The sequence below is a fragment of the Endozoicomonas gorgoniicola genome (assembly GCF_025562715.2).
GTDB lineage: Bacteria > Pseudomonadota > Gammaproteobacteria > Pseudomonadales > Endozoicomonadaceae > Endozoicomonas_A > Endozoicomonas_A gorgoniicola.
The window spans coordinates 5,686,308-5,701,018 of the sequence record NZ_JAPFCC010000001.1 but is presented as its reverse complement, the minus strand read 5'-3'; the positions used below and the strand labels follow the sequence as shown (position 1 = coordinate 5,701,018).

The window sequence follows — 14,711 nt, the reverse complement described above, 5'->3', positions numbered from 1 at the left end:
TACGAACATTGATCCAGATCATTTTTTAATTTCAGTTGCTTATTTATAGTGCGCACCAACGATCATAAACGAACATTAAAAGACACCTCACCGTTAAACGTTATCGAAAGAGTACCGAATGAGACAAATAGAGACCGATGTCGTAATTATTGGCGGTGGCGCAACAGGCGCTGGAGTCTTGCGAGACTGCGCACAGCGTGGTATGCGTGCCATTCTGGTAGAAAAGGACGATATTGCGAATGGTACAACAGGTCGCAACCACGGTTTGCTTCATTCAGGTGCTCGCTATGCCGTAACAGACCAGCACTCAGCGGTTGAATGCATCAAAGAAAACCAGATCCTGAGAAAGATCGCCGGTCACTGCATTGAAGAAACCGACGGTCTGTTTATTACTCTGCCGGAAGACGAACTCTCTTTTCAGGACAAATTCATCAACTCATGTCATACCGCTGGCATCCGTGCAGAAGCCCTGACACCAAAAGAAGCCCTGCGTATAGAACCTAACGTCAACCCACAACTGCTGGGTGCGGTACGGGTTCCGGATGGCACCATTGACCCTTTTCGCCTGACGGCCTCTAACATTCTGGATGCTGAAGAACACGGCGGTCGCCTGATGAATTACACCAGGGTAACGGGTCTTATTATTGAAAATGGTCGTGTATGTGGTGTCCACTGCATGAATATTAAAACCGGCGAACTCATTGATATCCGAGCCCTGCAGGTAGTAAATGCTGCGGGTATCTGGGGACAGCAGATTACCGAATACGCAGACCTGTCCATTCGAATGTTCCCCGCTAAAGGCTCTCTGCTGATTGTTGATTATCGCATTAACAGCATGGTGATTAACCGTTGTCGTAAACCAGCGGATGCCGACATTCTGGTTCCGGGCGACACCATTTCCCTGATTGGTACCACATCAGAAAAAATTCCTTACAGCGATATCGAAAATATCCGCGTCACTCCAAACGAAGTCGAAACCCTTCTGGCAGAAGGTGAGAAGCTTTGCCCGATTATGGCGAAAACCCGTGTATTGCGTGCTTATTGCGGTGTCCGCCCGCTGGTGTCTCTGGGTGACGATCCATCCGGTCGAAACATCAGCCGCGGGATTGTTCTGGTTAATCACGGTGAAGCCGACGCTCTACCCGGTCTGATCACCATCACCGGCGGTAAGTTGATGACCTATCGCCTGATGGCAGAAATGGCCACCGACGCTGTGGCAAAAAATCTTGGTATCACCAAACGCTGCGAAACCGCAGAAACCCCACTGCCCGGAGCCAAAGGAAAAGATGCAGATGTGCATGCACCCCAGGTGTCTATCCCGGTTTCCGGTTCTGCGAAATACCGTCACGGTGAACGAGCCGCTAAATTCCTGTCTGACGATAAAAAGCAGAACGCCATTATCTGCGAGTGTGAAATGGTGACCCGCGGTGAAATTGAATACGCCGTTAACAATCTGAACGCGAAAGATCTGGTAGACCTTCGTCGTCGAACCCGTATTGGTATGGGTCCCTGCCAGGGCGAGATGTGTTCCTGTCGTGCGGCAGGCATCGTCAGCGAAATGACACACGCTGACAACTCAGAAAATGCTCTGGACAGTATTGGAGAGTTTCTGCAGGAACGCTGGAAAGGTGTTCGACCCATTCTCTGGGGTGATGCCATGCGTGAAGCTGACTTCAGCTATTGGGTATACGACAATCTTCTGGGTTATAACCAGCTGCAATCCCTTCCAACCCCTGTCTCAGAACAAAACGACCACGTCGCTGTGGAGGCCGTATGAAATACAACAGCATTATTATTGGCGGCGGCCTCGCCGGGCTGACCAGCGCTATCCGCTGTGCCGAAGCGGGTCTGAAAACAGCCCTCATCAGCGCCGGTGACAGCGCCCTGACCTTCGCTTCCGGTTCAATTGATGTTCTGGGTATTCGTCAAAATAACTCACTGGTGCAATACCCATTTGAAGAGATCAGTCATCTGCCATCAGACCATCCCTACCGGAAGCTGGGTGCTGCTCAGGTTAAACAGAGCCTGCACTTTTTTACTGAGCAAATGGCTAAAGCCGGTATCCAGATGTCCAGCCATGGACAACAAAACCACAGTCGCTTAACCGCTCTGGGTGCCATTCGTCCGGCCTGGCTGAGCCAGCCGGGTACTAAAGCACTGTCTATTGCAGCGCCAGCGGCAGGTCTGCGTCGTGTCGCCATTATTAACATTGCAGGCTTCCGCGATTTTCAGCCAGCACTGGTGGCGGCAGGTATGAAAAAGCATCCTGAATTTACCGGTGTTGAATTTACCGTGGCAGACATTAGTGCCGAAACCATCAAAATTGATGCCAGAAATGCCTACGAACTGCGTTCTCTGGAAATGGCTCGCCTGCTTAAGCGTGATCTGTTCAGCCAGCCAAAAGGCCTGACTATTTTTGCGTCAGCAATCCAGAAAGCAGCGGGCAACGCTGACCTGGTGGTTCTGCCATCGGTACTGGCGGTTGAAAACGGCAACGAACTGATCAGCCAGCTTGAAGCTCATACCGGACTGCCTGTCTGCGAGCTTGCCACCCTGCCCCCTTCCCTGCCGGGCATGCGAATGGCGAGCGCCCTGAGGCAGCGTTATCGTGAACTCGGAGGCTTGCTGCTGGAGGGCGATGAAGTTCTGTCGGGTTATTTTGACAACAATCAGCTGCGTTCAATCAAAACACGACTAAACCCTTCTATGCCGCTGGAGGCTGATCATTTTGTTCTGGCAACCGGCAGCTTTTTCAGCCGTGGTCTCGACAGCAATCCGTCCAGCCTGACCGATAAAACGTTCAACCTGGATGTCGTGGAAACCGGTCAGCGTGAACAATGGTCAAACGAACGGTTCCTCAATGGCAGTCAACATGGGTTCAGTTACTTTGGTATTGAAACCAGCGAACGGTTCAATCCTTATCAGAACGGCAACGCAATCACTAACCTGTACTGCGCCGGTGGTGTACTGGGCGGTTTCAACCCGGTAGCCGAAGCCAGCGCCGGTGGTGTTGCCATCAGTACGGGATGGTTTGCCGCGAACCAGATTATTGCGCATAGAAGCGACTCATCCGGGACAGCGAAGTAAGAGGCAGTTATGTTAAATCTTATTAATACCAGTTTTGACAACTGCATCAAGTGTACTGCGTGTACCACCCGTTGCCCGGTGGCAGAAGCTAATCCCGATTATCCGGGTCCAAAACAGGCGGGGCCGGATGGTGAGCGACTGCGAATCAAAAACCCGGAACTGTACGACGAAGCCCTGAAGCACTGCACTAATTGCAAGCGCTGCGAGGTGGCCTGCCCTTCCGGTGTTCACGTCGGTACCGTTATTCAGCTGGCAAAAGCAAAGCATGGTGGTTTTAAGAAAGGGCCGAGGGAGTTCATGCTGAGTCACACCGACCTGATGGGCAGCCTGTCTTCACCGGCAGCGCCCATCGTCAATACGGTGACAAAACTGAAGCCGGTGAAAAAACTGCTGGATAAAACCCTGGGAATTGACGAACGTCGTACACTGCCAAAGTACACAGGTCAGACTTTCCGCAGCTGGTTTAATAAACAATCTGGCACTCAGGAACAATTCAAACGGAAAATCAGCTTCTTCCATGGCTGCTTTACCAACTACAACGACCCAACCGTGGGTAAGCATCTGGTCAGCGTTCTCAACGCCATGAACATTGGCGTCAGCCTGATGAAAAAAGAGAAATGCTGTGGTGTGCCTTTGATCGCCAACGGCTTCTTTGACAAGGCTCGTAAAAACGCTGAGCTGAATATGAACCAGTTCGCCCGGTCACTCACAGAAACCGAATGTGTGATTGCCACCGAGCCAAGCTGCACCATGACACTGCGGGATGAATATCCGGAAGTGCTGGATGTCGATAACAGCGATGTGAAAGACCGGATTTTCTTTGCCGCAGCCTTTATCGCCCGTGAGTTTGCCCGGGGCAATCAACCGGATATGAAGCCTTTGAAGCTGCGCGTGGCGTATCACAGCCCATGTCACCTGATTAAAGCCGGTGGTGTGATTCATACCATGGAACTGCTGAGCAGCATTCCGGGGCTGGAAGTGATTATGCTGGACCAGAAGTGCTGCGGAATGTCCGGCACCTATGGCTTCAAGAAAGAGAACTACAACACTTCCCAAAGCATTGGTCAGGGTATTTTTGACCAGATTGAAGCACTGGGCGTGGATTATGTCGTTACCGACTGTGAGTCCTGCAAAATGCAGGTTGAAATGAATACAGGTCACACCGTTTTACATCCATTGACGCTTTTGGCTCAATCTTTGACCTGAGCCAAACAAAAGGATCAATGGTGACAGTATGATCCTGAAGCGGGCTTTCAAAAGCAGTATTAGAAACCCGCTTTTTTTATGCTTTCAGGTCTGCTGACCTTTTATGTTTATTATTTCTGCCATTGACCATGTATTAAATGCTTATGGATGCCGAGAAAACCAACCGACCTTCTACCCAACTGCCACAAAGCCGCCGTCATGAAATGATCATTAACCTGATAAAGCAGGAAGGCTTTGTTACCACGGAAGGATTGGTTCAGCATTTCAGCGTGACGCCACAAACCATACGACGGGATTTGAATGAGCTGGACCGGCTCGGACAAATCAGTCGTCACCATGGCGGCGCCGGACTGACCAACAGCAGCACTGAAAACACTCAGTACAGCGAACGAAAGAAGCAGCTGAGTTCAGAAAAAGACCGCATTGCCAGCGAGCTGGTTAAACGCATTCCTGACGGTTCTTCGCTTTTTATTGATATTGGCACTTCCACTGAATCCGTCGCCCGAGCGCTTCTGAACCACAACCACCTGAAAGTTGTCACCAATAATTTGCACGTCGCCTCTATTCTTCTGGCTCGGGATGATTTCACGGTCATCATTGCCGGTGGCGAAGTCCGTAATCGCGATGGTGGCATTATGGGAGAGGCCACCCGGGATTTTATCAGTCAGTTCCGCATGGACTTTGCCATCACCGGCATCAGCGGCATTGACCTGGACGGTACATTACTGGATTTTGACTACCACGAAGTACGTGTTGCTCAGGCGATGATGGAAAATGCCCAGAAAACCTTTACCATCGCAGACCACAGCAAGTTTGGTCGCACTGCCATGATCCGGCTGGGGCATGTAGAAGACATTGATACACTGTTTACCGATGTGCAGCCACCTGCTCCACTGATGGATCAGCTGAAACAGGGGCAGACAGAAGTGGTTGTGTGTTAAAAATCATTATTCCTACGCGAAGACCGACTTTTTTGACTTTTTCAACCAGAGCTATCGAGGTACGGGTTTTGCCGGTTCCGGTGGCCATAACCAGCAGTGATTTGCGCTGATTATGAGTCTCGAAGGTGGTGGCAATGTTCTTTAGTGCCGCTTCCTGGTAGTAACGCCCGGCAATCTCTTTGTTGACCAGAGCGCTTTCGATGGATAAACGCCCTGAGCGTCGATCGATCAGGTGTTGTAATTCTAAGAGTGCTTTCGTACGGCTTTTTCAGCCACTTATCAATGCGGTACATTTCCCGCACGGTTCTCTCAAGTGCGTAGCGGGCAAAAAAACAGGCGCCTCTTGGGTTTAACCGGATCTGGCTTTCTGCTTGCTGGGCAAGTTCCTGCAGCTCACCCCACTGGTCAGCAACAACATCCAAGAAAGAAAAGTTCGACATCCCCGGCTCCGGAATACAAAAGCATTTATTCCGTACATTTGTACCATTGCGAGGCCGGGGTAAAAAGTCGGGGTTTCCCCTTCATGTGAAGAGGAAGGGTCAGGATTTTGCAAAAGATTTTATGATGCCAATATCGCCAGCCTGAATCAGGTCACCGAAATTTTTTAGCTTTTTCTCCACCAGTTTCCAGGCAAGGTTAAAGTCGCTGCTCTTTTTGAGCGGTTTTTTAACCGGGATCAAAATTTCTTCAGGTAGGGCTCCAAAATCCTTCAGGGTGTCCAGTTTGCTGGCCCACCTGTTCCCGTGCTCAATGATCGCCTGAGGTTTGTTCTGGTTAAAGAACAAAGGCTGCACCGCCCGGTACCTGGCCTCTTTTTTCTGGACTAAAGGCATTGTGACTCTGTAAGCATCAGTACCCAGGGTTCGCTTTTTAAATTTATGCTCCAGGTTTATTTCTCGCAGCATCTGACCAATCTTACGCTGTAGCTCGCCCTCATAGTCAGGAGCTTTAGCAAAATCGTGCATGACAAAACGACCAAAAAGACCATCTTCAACCTGGTCGAATGTATTAACCATTTTAACTCGCTCGTCACTGAACCTCAGAATGGTTTCCAGAGGCCTTACCAGGCTGTCAAAAGCTACCTGTGCCGTTATTTGAGCATCTCTTATTGCTTGTACGTAATAGCCTAACTCTTCTTCCAGCCCCTTTATGGCGCTCAGGTACACATTTCGTTCCAGATGGTTAAAAAAGTGTGTTAATCGGGTGGTTTTACTGGTTTCAAGCCTGAAAGCAAATATATTTTTCTGGGGAATAGCCAGCACTACCCCTACATTCGCAAACTCTCCTGTTTCGGGGTAGGGCATGAACTGTACTATGGCGTACCGGCAAGCGTACTTATTCATTTCATGCTCCAAAAGTCATTGTTCTTATACTCTTCAAGTATGGCTAAAAGGGCGGCAGAGTCTAGCTCAAAGGGGCGTGTCTCCTCAAGATCGCGCCAGGGCCAGACCTCCTTAATAACATCAACAGCAGGCTGAAATTCTGATATTGCCTGCGCTATCTTATCGCGATACTCGGCAATATGTGCCAAATCAGTAAAAATCCTGTGCTTTGCCTCAGAAAATATATGGTGCTCGAAGAATGATTCTTCGGTGACTTCGGAATCAAACGCAAGATTGTGATCAATTACCGCAAGCTTTTCTTCATTAGAGACCCAAAGCAGATTAGGGTTCCCATAATTTCTGTCACCATTTTTTACCCACCAGTCAAATACAAGCAAGTCGCTTTGCAACTCAGCTGACACTTTGTGAGCAATTAAGTTCGGCTGCAACCACTCAGCATGCTTCACTTCTCGTGAGGCAAAGCAGACGCCACTACCAATTTTTTTCATTGAGTCCGGTAGGTACTGATGCAAACACTCATCGATTTCAGCCAGGCAGAAATCTGCTATTGGCAGCCCAAAGGCCTGGGCAAGCTTGCCACAGATCCATTCCCGAGCCTGATCATCCCTGCCCACATTATGACCCTTGACGTAGTAATACTGCTGATCAGCTCCAAGGCAGCGGAAAACACCGCTGTAACCCTGCTTTAGTTCTGTGAGTACTTCTTCTATCTGAACAAGAGGTTCCAACAGGTTTAACTCCTCATCCCTGCTAAAGCAGCGTTTAAAACACTCGTTTTTATAATACTCGTCCGCTTTTGTAAAATGAGTTTGTCTGAGCATTTCTACTACGGAGTGGGCTTTCCATCTAATGTATTACATATGAAATACCTTTTACAGGGGGAATTATCTCCCACCAAAACTGATACAAAAATCCTCCCAGCCTTCCCAAACGGCATGCTTTAACGCTTTGTGTATCTGGCTTACAGCTGTTCCCTGAGGCATATCCCGAAATTCAAATACTGTTGTGATGCGGTTAACTTCATCATCACTATCGACACGAACACTCTTTCTGTGTGTGGTCAGGTCTTTTGCCATACTGCGTAAACGTTCTTTGCAATCGGGTTCGCCTTCGTAAGGAGTCAGCTCGATATTTACCATCATGACATTTTGCCCTTCCGGAATGACTGAAAGAGTGAACGATAGACCAATGGATACTGTGCGTACATTACTGGAACCGCTTAAAAAAGAGGTTCTGGCTGAGTTTATAGAACAACAGGTTGATAACGGAACATTGTCCCTGAAGGACATTCGTCGTTTTGTCGCCCTGCATCTCAGGAAAACCTCCGATCAGCAAGATATAAAGCCCGAAATTCACTTTCAGCTGTACATCAACAGCATTGTGAACCATCAAACAGACGGCGTTGTCAGCATGCTGGAGTCATTCTGGCAAGATGAACAGTACCGGCAGGGTCTTGATTTTCTGATGACGTTAACACGGATGTTCATTAAGGACTGGCAAGAGCCTGAGGATGAATACTGGTTCAATCGGCACTGGGAAGACCCGCCTAAAGAGGTTGAGGACTATTCAACCTTTGTTATGTTTATGGACCAATATCTGGCGAAAGCGGTTTTAATGGCTGAGCTAAAAGAGCCGGAAATCGACAAATTGTGCGCAGAAATAGAAAACCTTGCCAGCCCGGCTGATGCCTGTGGTGGTGAGGCTGAAGACTATCTGGGTGATGAGGGATACCGGCTGGATCACACTTTACGGGTACTGGAGGACTACTGGACGTTTGAATCAGAGAATGTTGAGTTTCTTATCCCGACCTACCTCGAGATTTATGACCGCTGGGGACAGCATCAGGATTACCTTGATCTGGCAAATCGTTTCGGATTCCACAAAGAATACCTGCTGAACCTGGTAAAACAGGGAAAAGTTGCTCAGGTCATGGAGCAATACCCAGAGTACCTGGACAACCTTGATGACTGCCTTACTCTGATTCAGTCTCTGTTTGAGCACCACCGGACAGAGGCTTTACAAGTGGCTGAGTTTGCCCTGAAAAAACCAGCCCTTGATCGTTACCGAACCGGGCATTGCTATAAATGGCTGTCAGAGCATTTAAACCCTGATGATACCAGCGAAGAAAAACCTTTTTTTGAAGCGACAGATCTGGCCATGCAGGCATCCCCGAACCTATCACTGTTTAAACGCAGGGAAAAGCATACTGCTTCTGAGCTATGGCCTGATATTCGTTCTCGTTATCTGGGTCATTGCCAGTCTGGTTATAACTGTGAGGACGTCATGATTTACGCAGGCGAATATGACATGGCCTGTGGCAGTCTGGAAAAGCGAGGGTTCTGGTTTGATCGCATTGAACAGAGCTCAATGGATATGCTTGAAACTCTGAAGCGGGAAAGGCCAGAGTGGGTAAAAGCCTTTGCCAAACAACAAGCTGAGGACGCTATTGGCATAACCAGGGTCGATGCCTATCCGGGTGCTGTCGATATACTCAAGCATGTTAAGGAACTCTGCCTCTTACAGAACCAGAGCGAAGAGTGGCAAACCTACCTTCAGCATTTAATGGTTGTGCATAAACGGAAACGCAAGCTGATCCCGTTATTGGAGCAGCTTGTATAGGTCATGGTGAACTGCACGCGAAGACCGACTTTTAACTAAATGGACAAGAATTTAAACTTTGCGGTCGTCCAGTAAGTTATTGATTCCTCAGCTCGCCTGCCATAGTCATACATCTTTTTTTCAGGCTGCTATCAAGTTCTCAAACTGGGTAGCAGGTTTGCTCGCCTGTACATTAAGAAATACGCCCACATTGTAAGCAAGCAGCTTGCGAGCCATCCTTGCAGTCATGTGCAACATGTTACGACAGCCGCTATATTCCATATCGAAATAATGCGCTAACTGCCCGATGACCGTTTCAACCCTGCGCCTTACTCTCATGATCAGTCGTACAAACTGTTTAGGACGCTTGTCTTTCATGTTTTTCTTAAAAGGTGTCTGCGGTTCAAAACCACGGTTGCGTATGGGGTCAGGGAAAAGCTTTTTGAACAAATCATCGACCAGACAATAAACATTGATGATAAACTCTTCTTCAGGCATGGCTGTCACCGGACTTTTGCCAATCTGCAAATACTCAGATTTTGGTGTAGTCATGCCTCATCAAAAGTCAAAAAAGTCGGTCTTCGCGTTATTCTTTTATTGAACTCTCCAGCAAGGTCCTGGCTGCCAGCAGCTCGTCCATCTCTTTTCTGGCCTGCAAATAGTGTTCGTACTTCTGAACAGTCTCATCGACTACCCCATGATCGACGTCTAGCTGGTTCACTGTTTCAACCATGTTTCTGAGACGCTCTAATGCCTTTATGGGTGCCTCTGTTCCATCATCAGGCGTACCGTTGATGTGGCAATAAGCTGCAAAAGCCTCAGTTTTCCTGTCCTTAAGTTTTTTTGAGGACACTTCTATCGAACTATTCACTGCGGATAGGCGACAGTCTTTCACAGCAATCCGGGCCTGCCTGAAGCTTCTTGTTTTAAGTAGCTCTTTTATATAAACCCCGATCTGCTTCATGGTTTTTATTTTGCCGAATTTTTTAAGGGCTCCGCTGGCGGTTTTTGAATCGACATTATCGAAAAGACCGAAATGACGGTTTCCATCTCTGCCAACAACTACCTTTCTGGCGCTGAACGTTCCCTCAAGCTCATCGCTAAAACCTGAGTTACCGGATTCGCTCCACAGATCCCGGCAAATATCTTCCTGCCTGATTGATTGCATCATACCCAATTCCCCCATAAGTACTGTCTCTGCTACTGCCAATGAGTAAAACACTGACGGGGGGTGGCAATCACTAACCAGCCTGTTATTTATTCTGACAAGGAACCTGCCGGAAAGTATGCACACCTGCCAGCACACGGGTCACTGCGGTTATCACACACAGTATGGTGAACACCATGGCAATCTGGGGGAAATAACCCGGCAGCAGGCACATGGCAATAAAGAAAAGGATGGTTTCGGTGCCTTCCGCCAGCCCACCCAGATAATACATGGATTTATTCCGGTAAACCGGGTTATCAATATTCTGCTTGGCAGCAATGGCGGCAAATGCCAGAAAACTACTGCCCGTTGCCATAAAACCGAACAATAACATGCAGGCCATTAACGCATTGGTATCCGGTGAAGCCAGCGCAAAACCAGCGATAATGGCCGCATAAAATATAAAGTCCAGCACAATGTCCAGAAAGCCACCCACATCGGTTGTTCCCTGTATGCGTGCCAGCGAACCATCCAGCCCGTCCATCGTCCGGTTTATGCAAATAAACAGCAGTGCCAGCATATAACTGTGAACAGCCAGGGCAGGCAGAGCCAGAAGGCCAATAAAAAAGCCTGACACCGTTATCTGGTTGGGCGTAACACCAAAGGTATTCAGCCTTGTGGCAACAATGTGTAACGCAGGTCTGACCAGCGCAGAACTCCAGCGATCTAGCATATCTCTAACTGTGCCTCTAAAAACGTATCGTTTAATTGTTTAAACGCAAAACCCTGTTTCTGTCAGCAACATCGTCTTCATCGTGGGTGACAAGAATAGCGGGTATGTTGCGTCGGGCAACGGTAGTAAAAACCAGTGTCCGGAAATGCTCCCGGGTCTCACGGTCGAGTTTCGAAAAGGGTTCGTCCAGCAATAACGCCCGGGGTTTTGCCGCCAGTGTCCGCATCAGGCTGACTCTGGCCGCCTGACCGCCAGACAACTGTCGTGGATAAAAGTCAGCACAATGTTCCAGCCCAATGTCGGCAAGTGACGTCAGGGTCTGCTGCCGCTTTTCAGCCAGACTGCCTGCGGAAGCCGCAAACATCAAATTTTCCACTACCGTCATATGAGGAAACAGCAGAGGATCCTGAAACAGAATGCCCACCCTTCTGTTTTCCACAGGTTCAGCTCGCAGAGACTGGTTGTTCAGCAATACATCGCCACTGGCATCAAACTGCTCACCCAGTGTTCCGGCAACAAACGACAGCAGGGTCGATTTTCCACAGCCGCTGGGTCCCATCAGGCTGAAGACCTCGCCAGCAGACACCGTCAGGCAGACTGGTTCAAACAGCTTCCGGTTGTCCAGACCAATAACGACCTGCTTCAGTTCAAGGTTCATACCTGATCATCCCTGCCATTGTTTTTTACGGTTAATGAAACGGGCAAACAGAAAGCCAAGCAGTGGCAATAGCGCCTGAGCCAACCCATAAATGGCAGCCAGACGACGGTCATAACCGGCACCAACAGCAACCGCTTCTGTTGTAACAGTCAAAACACGACCACCCCCTAATAATAACGTGGGTAGATATTGAACGACACTGACAGAAAAGCCTACGGCCCATGCGGAAATAATCGCTGGTTTCAGCATCGGCCACTTCACCTGCCACCAGGCACGCGACCGGGACACACCAAATGTCAGGGCAACCGTCTGATAGCGATCATCAAACGTCCTGAAAGCACCATGCAAGCCCAGATAAACATAGGGAAAGACCATCAACAGGTGCCCAAAGCTGACCAGAAGAAAAGGGTAATGGTAAATGCCTGCCCCAAACAGCGATTCACCTGCCGCAGGCAAACCGGCAAACAGCGTCATCTGTGGAATCAAAAGGGCGATACAGGGCAGCATCAGGGGCCAGAAGCGTCCTCGATGGTTTTGATATTCCAGCGTCACCAGACTGGCGACTACCGCCGTAAGACTGCTGACCAGTCCCAGTTTCAGGGCCAGCAGCAACGGATCAGCCAGCATAGCGAAATGATGTTGCCAGTATTGCAACGTAGTGACAGAAGGCAAAATATCGGGAAAACGCCATCGCCCTGCAAACGACCAGATCAACAAAACACTGTTTGCTCCAATCGATAACAGTGCAAGAACCGGCAGGGTTGAAAACGCCAGCCAGAGTACCGGGTGCCGAACCTGCTTGCGCCCATTGAGCCACACCCGGTGTGCAACAGGTGCCAGCAGGCGTTCAACCATTGCCCAGAAAAACAAACCGCCCAGCGTTACCAGCAGCAGTAATATCGCACCAGCACTGGCTAACAGTCGAAAGTTCAGGTCAGGATTCTGGAACCAGCGCAATACCAGTACAGCCAGTGGTGCCGGTAACTGGGGACCGATAATCAGGGTGGCATCGACAACGGTCACGCCGTAAACCAGCACTGCATATAAAGGCAGTTTTAATTGCTTATACAGTTGTGGCACCAGCACTTTCCACCACGCCTGAATCCGGTCATACCCCAGGCTTTGCGCCATCATCAGCTGTCTTTGAGGCTGTAACTGCTGAAGAATACCCACGCACATTAGCAGCAGAAAAGGCACGCTTTTAATCAGCAGCATCAGAATCAGTGAAAATCCCTGCGGGTCATTCACCGTTAGCCACAGTGGCGGTTCACTCCAGCCCGTGAAAGGAACCATGACCCTGACCAGCCAGCCGCTGGGAGCAATCAGAAAGCCCAGACCAATGGCAAAAGCCACATGCGGCAACGCCAGTGCTGGCGCAATGTACAACGTAACCCAGTTCCAGAAGCGCCCGCCCCACAGCAGGCTTATGAGGGTGAGAGTAATCACCAGTGCCAGAAACGTAGCCGTCAGCCCGGTAAACAGGCTCAGCCAGACCGATTGTGACAACCCGGGCCAGCCAAACAGCTGTTGCCACACCTGGTGTAACATTGTCGTTGAAAAGGCGTCAAAGCCCAGTGCCGGATAATAACCCATTGCGGGCAGAACAAGACCGGCAACACCCGCAAACAGAGGCACCAGACAGCACAGCACTACCATAAACGTGCCTGCTTTTAATACTGCCTGAACTGAAAAAACAGATCGGTTAACGTCTGACATCACTGGTACCCATACCGTTTTAGCCAGCCATCCACCAGTGCGCCATGCCAGCTGAAATGCGGCTCGGGAATGGCATCAAACCGTGCCGTTGCTTCAGGGCTGACATCCAGCAATGACGATTGCAGAACCGGTGGATCACCCCATACCGCCAAATCAGCCTTGCGTTGCTGAGCCTGTGGCGACATCAGAAAGTTAATGACCACCTGTGCGCCCTCTTTTGCGCTGCTGTTATAGGGAATGGCGAGAAAATGGATATTGGTCAACGCCCCCTGTTGAAAAGCGTGACTGGAAACGGAATGGACAAGACTGCCACGATTCACTGCCGCAGCGGCTTCAGCCGGGTTAAAACTGATCGCCATGTGCAATTCCCGGTCATCCAGTAACTGCATCATGTGCTGGTCACTCTGGGGAAAACGACGACCGCTGTACCAGCCTACTTTGTGCAACTGGTCAAGATAGTGCCACAGAGGTTCAGTGACTTTATCAAAATCAATGGTATCAACAGGCTTCTGCAATACCTGAGCGTCTTCCACCAGCTCAGACAACAGTTGCTTAAGGAAAGTGACGCCATGAAACTGCGGGGGTTGTGGATAGCTGATTCTACCAGGGTGCTTTCTGGCATAGTGCAGCAGTTCGCTGGCAGATGCTGGCACCCGGGGTGTGACCGCCCTGTCGAACATCATCACCATCTGCCCTACGCCCCAGGGCGCTTCGAGCCCGTCAACCGGCGTGGCAAAATCAATATCAACAGGAAGTCGTTTATCGACGAGTGAATAATTAGGTAGCTGATCGGTAAATGGGCCATACAGAAGTTCAGCACGCTTCAGGGCGGCAAAATTCTCACCATTCACCCAGAGCAGGTCTACCCGACCCTGAGAATGCCTCTCTGCACTTTTCTCTGACAGAATGAGCGTGACCGCTTCGCTGATGTCGCCTACTTTGACATGCACCAGATTAACATTGTTTAGTCGTTTAATTTCCCGGGCTGCCCATTGGATATAGTCGTTTATTTGGGGATGCCCACCCCAGCCATAGAAATAGACCGTCTGTTCTTTTGCCTGCTTTTCAACCTGCGTCCAGGTTGCTGCCCAGACCGGCACCATAAACAATGGCAACACCATCATTAGCAGCTTCAGCGCCAGTGGTTTCAGCGTCAGCAGCTTCCTGATGCTTCTTACTATTAAAATACGGTTAATCAACAAACTATCCTTAAACGCAAAGGCCCGGTTATTTCAAACTCCCGGGGATCACTGGCGCTCTATAATACGGATAATTGTGAGAT

The 14,711-nt window shown here is 49.5% G+C and carries 16 protein-coding genes; 5 read left to right on the top strand and 11 right to left on the bottom strand.

Annotation, left to right across the window (positions count from 1 at the left end):
* Positions 1–118: 118 nt before the first annotated feature.
* The 4 genes from glpA (at position 119) to NX722_RS25655 (ending at position 5,234) form a co-directional block, all read left to right on the top strand.
* A complete protein-coding gene (gene glpA, locus NX722_RS25670; RefSeq protein ID WP_262565688.1) occupies positions 119–1,777 on the top strand; it encodes an anaerobic glycerol-3-phosphate dehydrogenase subunit A in 1,659 nt (552 codons plus the stop codon).
* Positions 1,774–3,087 carry a glycerol-3-phosphate dehydrogenase subunit GlpB gene (gene glpB, locus NX722_RS25665; RefSeq protein ID WP_262565687.1) on the top strand — a complete coding sequence of 438 codons (1,314 nt, stop codon included), beginning with the start codon at positions 1,774–1,776 and terminating at the stop codon, positions 3,085–3,087. The genes glpA and glpB overlap by 4 nt, the downstream gene beginning before the upstream one ends.
* A 9-nt stretch (positions 3,088–3,096) precedes the next feature.
* Entirely contained in the window at positions 3,097–4,293 is a 1,197-nt protein-coding gene (gene glpC / locus NX722_RS25660; RefSeq protein ID WP_262565686.1) for an anaerobic glycerol-3-phosphate dehydrogenase subunit GlpC, read from the top strand.
* A gap of 143 nt (positions 4,294–4,436) precedes the next feature.
* Positions 4,437–5,234, top strand: coding sequence for a DeoR/GlpR family transcriptional regulator (locus tag NX722_RS25655; protein ID WP_407648043.1), 798 nt, complete (start codon positions 4,437–4,439; stop codon positions 5,232–5,234).
* Here the strand turns inward: NX722_RS25655 and NX722_RS29020 are convergent.
* From NX722_RS29020 to NX722_RS25635, 5 genes are all read right to left on the bottom strand, one after another.
* Complete coding sequence (locus NX722_RS29020) at positions 5,161–5,370, bottom strand: DEAD/DEAH box helicase family protein (protein ID WP_407648083.1); 210 nt, start codon at positions 5,368–5,370, stop codon at positions 5,161–5,163. The genes NX722_RS25655 and NX722_RS29020 overlap by 74 nt on opposite strands.
* On the bottom strand, positions 5,345–5,674 hold the full coding sequence (locus tag NX722_RS25650) for a hypothetical protein (RefSeq protein ID WP_262565685.1): 330 nt from the start codon (positions 5,672–5,674) through the stop codon (positions 5,345–5,347). Before NX722_RS25650 ends, NX722_RS29020 begins: the two co-directional genes overlap by 26 nt.
* A gap of 99 nt (positions 5,675–5,773) precedes the next feature.
* Positions 5,774–6,577, bottom strand: coding sequence for a DUF3037 domain-containing protein (locus tag NX722_RS25645; RefSeq protein ID WP_262565684.1), 804 nt, complete (start codon positions 6,575–6,577; stop codon positions 5,774–5,776).
* Positions 6,574–7,305, bottom strand: coding sequence for a HipA family kinase (locus NX722_RS25640; RefSeq protein ID WP_262565683.1), 732 nt, complete (start codon positions 7,303–7,305; stop codon positions 6,574–6,576). The genes NX722_RS25645 and NX722_RS25640 overlap by 4 nt, the downstream gene beginning before the upstream one ends.
* 156 nt (positions 7,306–7,461) lie before the next feature.
* Complete coding sequence (locus NX722_RS25635; protein ID WP_262565682.1) at positions 7,462–7,719, bottom strand: hypothetical protein; 258 nt, start codon at positions 7,717–7,719, stop codon at positions 7,462–7,464.
* A gap of 31 nt (positions 7,720–7,750) precedes the next feature.
* On the opposite strand from NX722_RS25635, the gene NX722_RS25630 reads away from it, so the two are divergent.
* Positions 7,751–9,196: a hypothetical protein gene (locus NX722_RS25630; protein ID WP_262565681.1), complete on the top strand. Its 1,446-nt coding sequence runs from the start codon at positions 7,751–7,753 to the stop codon at positions 9,194–9,196.
* Positions 9,197–9,316: 120 nt separating this feature from the next.
* Here NX722_RS25630 and NX722_RS25625 read toward each other — a convergent pair whose 3' ends face one another.
* The 6 genes from NX722_RS25625 to NX722_RS25600 form a co-directional block, all read right to left on the bottom strand.
* The gene (locus tag NX722_RS25625) at positions 9,317–9,727 is read right to left on the bottom strand and encodes a hypothetical protein (RefSeq protein ID WP_262565680.1); all 411 of its coding nucleotides are present in this window, start codon (positions 9,725–9,727) and stop codon (positions 9,317–9,319) included.
* Between the two features lie 34 nt (positions 9,728–9,761).
* Complete coding sequence (locus NX722_RS25620) at positions 9,762–10,346, bottom strand: hypothetical protein (protein ID WP_262565679.1); 585 nt, start codon at positions 10,344–10,346, stop codon at positions 9,762–9,764.
* 82 nt (positions 10,347–10,428) lie between these two features.
* On the bottom strand, positions 10,429–11,055 hold the full coding sequence (locus tag NX722_RS25615; protein ID WP_262565678.1) for a CDP-alcohol phosphatidyltransferase family protein: 627 nt from the start codon (positions 11,053–11,055) through the stop codon (positions 10,429–10,431).
* A gap of 31 nt (positions 11,056–11,086) precedes the next feature.
* Positions 11,087–11,713, bottom strand: coding sequence for an ATP-binding cassette domain-containing protein (locus tag NX722_RS25610; protein WP_262565677.1), 627 nt, complete (start codon positions 11,711–11,713; stop codon positions 11,087–11,089).
* A 6-nt stretch (positions 11,714–11,719) separates the two neighbouring features.
* On the bottom strand, positions 11,720–13,429 hold the full coding sequence (locus NX722_RS25605; protein ID WP_262565676.1) for an ABC transporter permease: 1,710 nt from the start codon (positions 13,427–13,429) through the stop codon (positions 11,720–11,722).
* On the bottom strand, positions 13,429–14,628 hold the full coding sequence (locus NX722_RS25600) for an ABC transporter substrate-binding protein (RefSeq protein WP_262565675.1): 1,200 nt from the start codon (positions 14,626–14,628) through the stop codon (positions 13,429–13,431). Before NX722_RS25600 ends, NX722_RS25605 begins: the two co-directional genes overlap by 1 nt.
* Between the last annotated feature and the right edge of the window lie 83 nt (positions 14,629–14,711).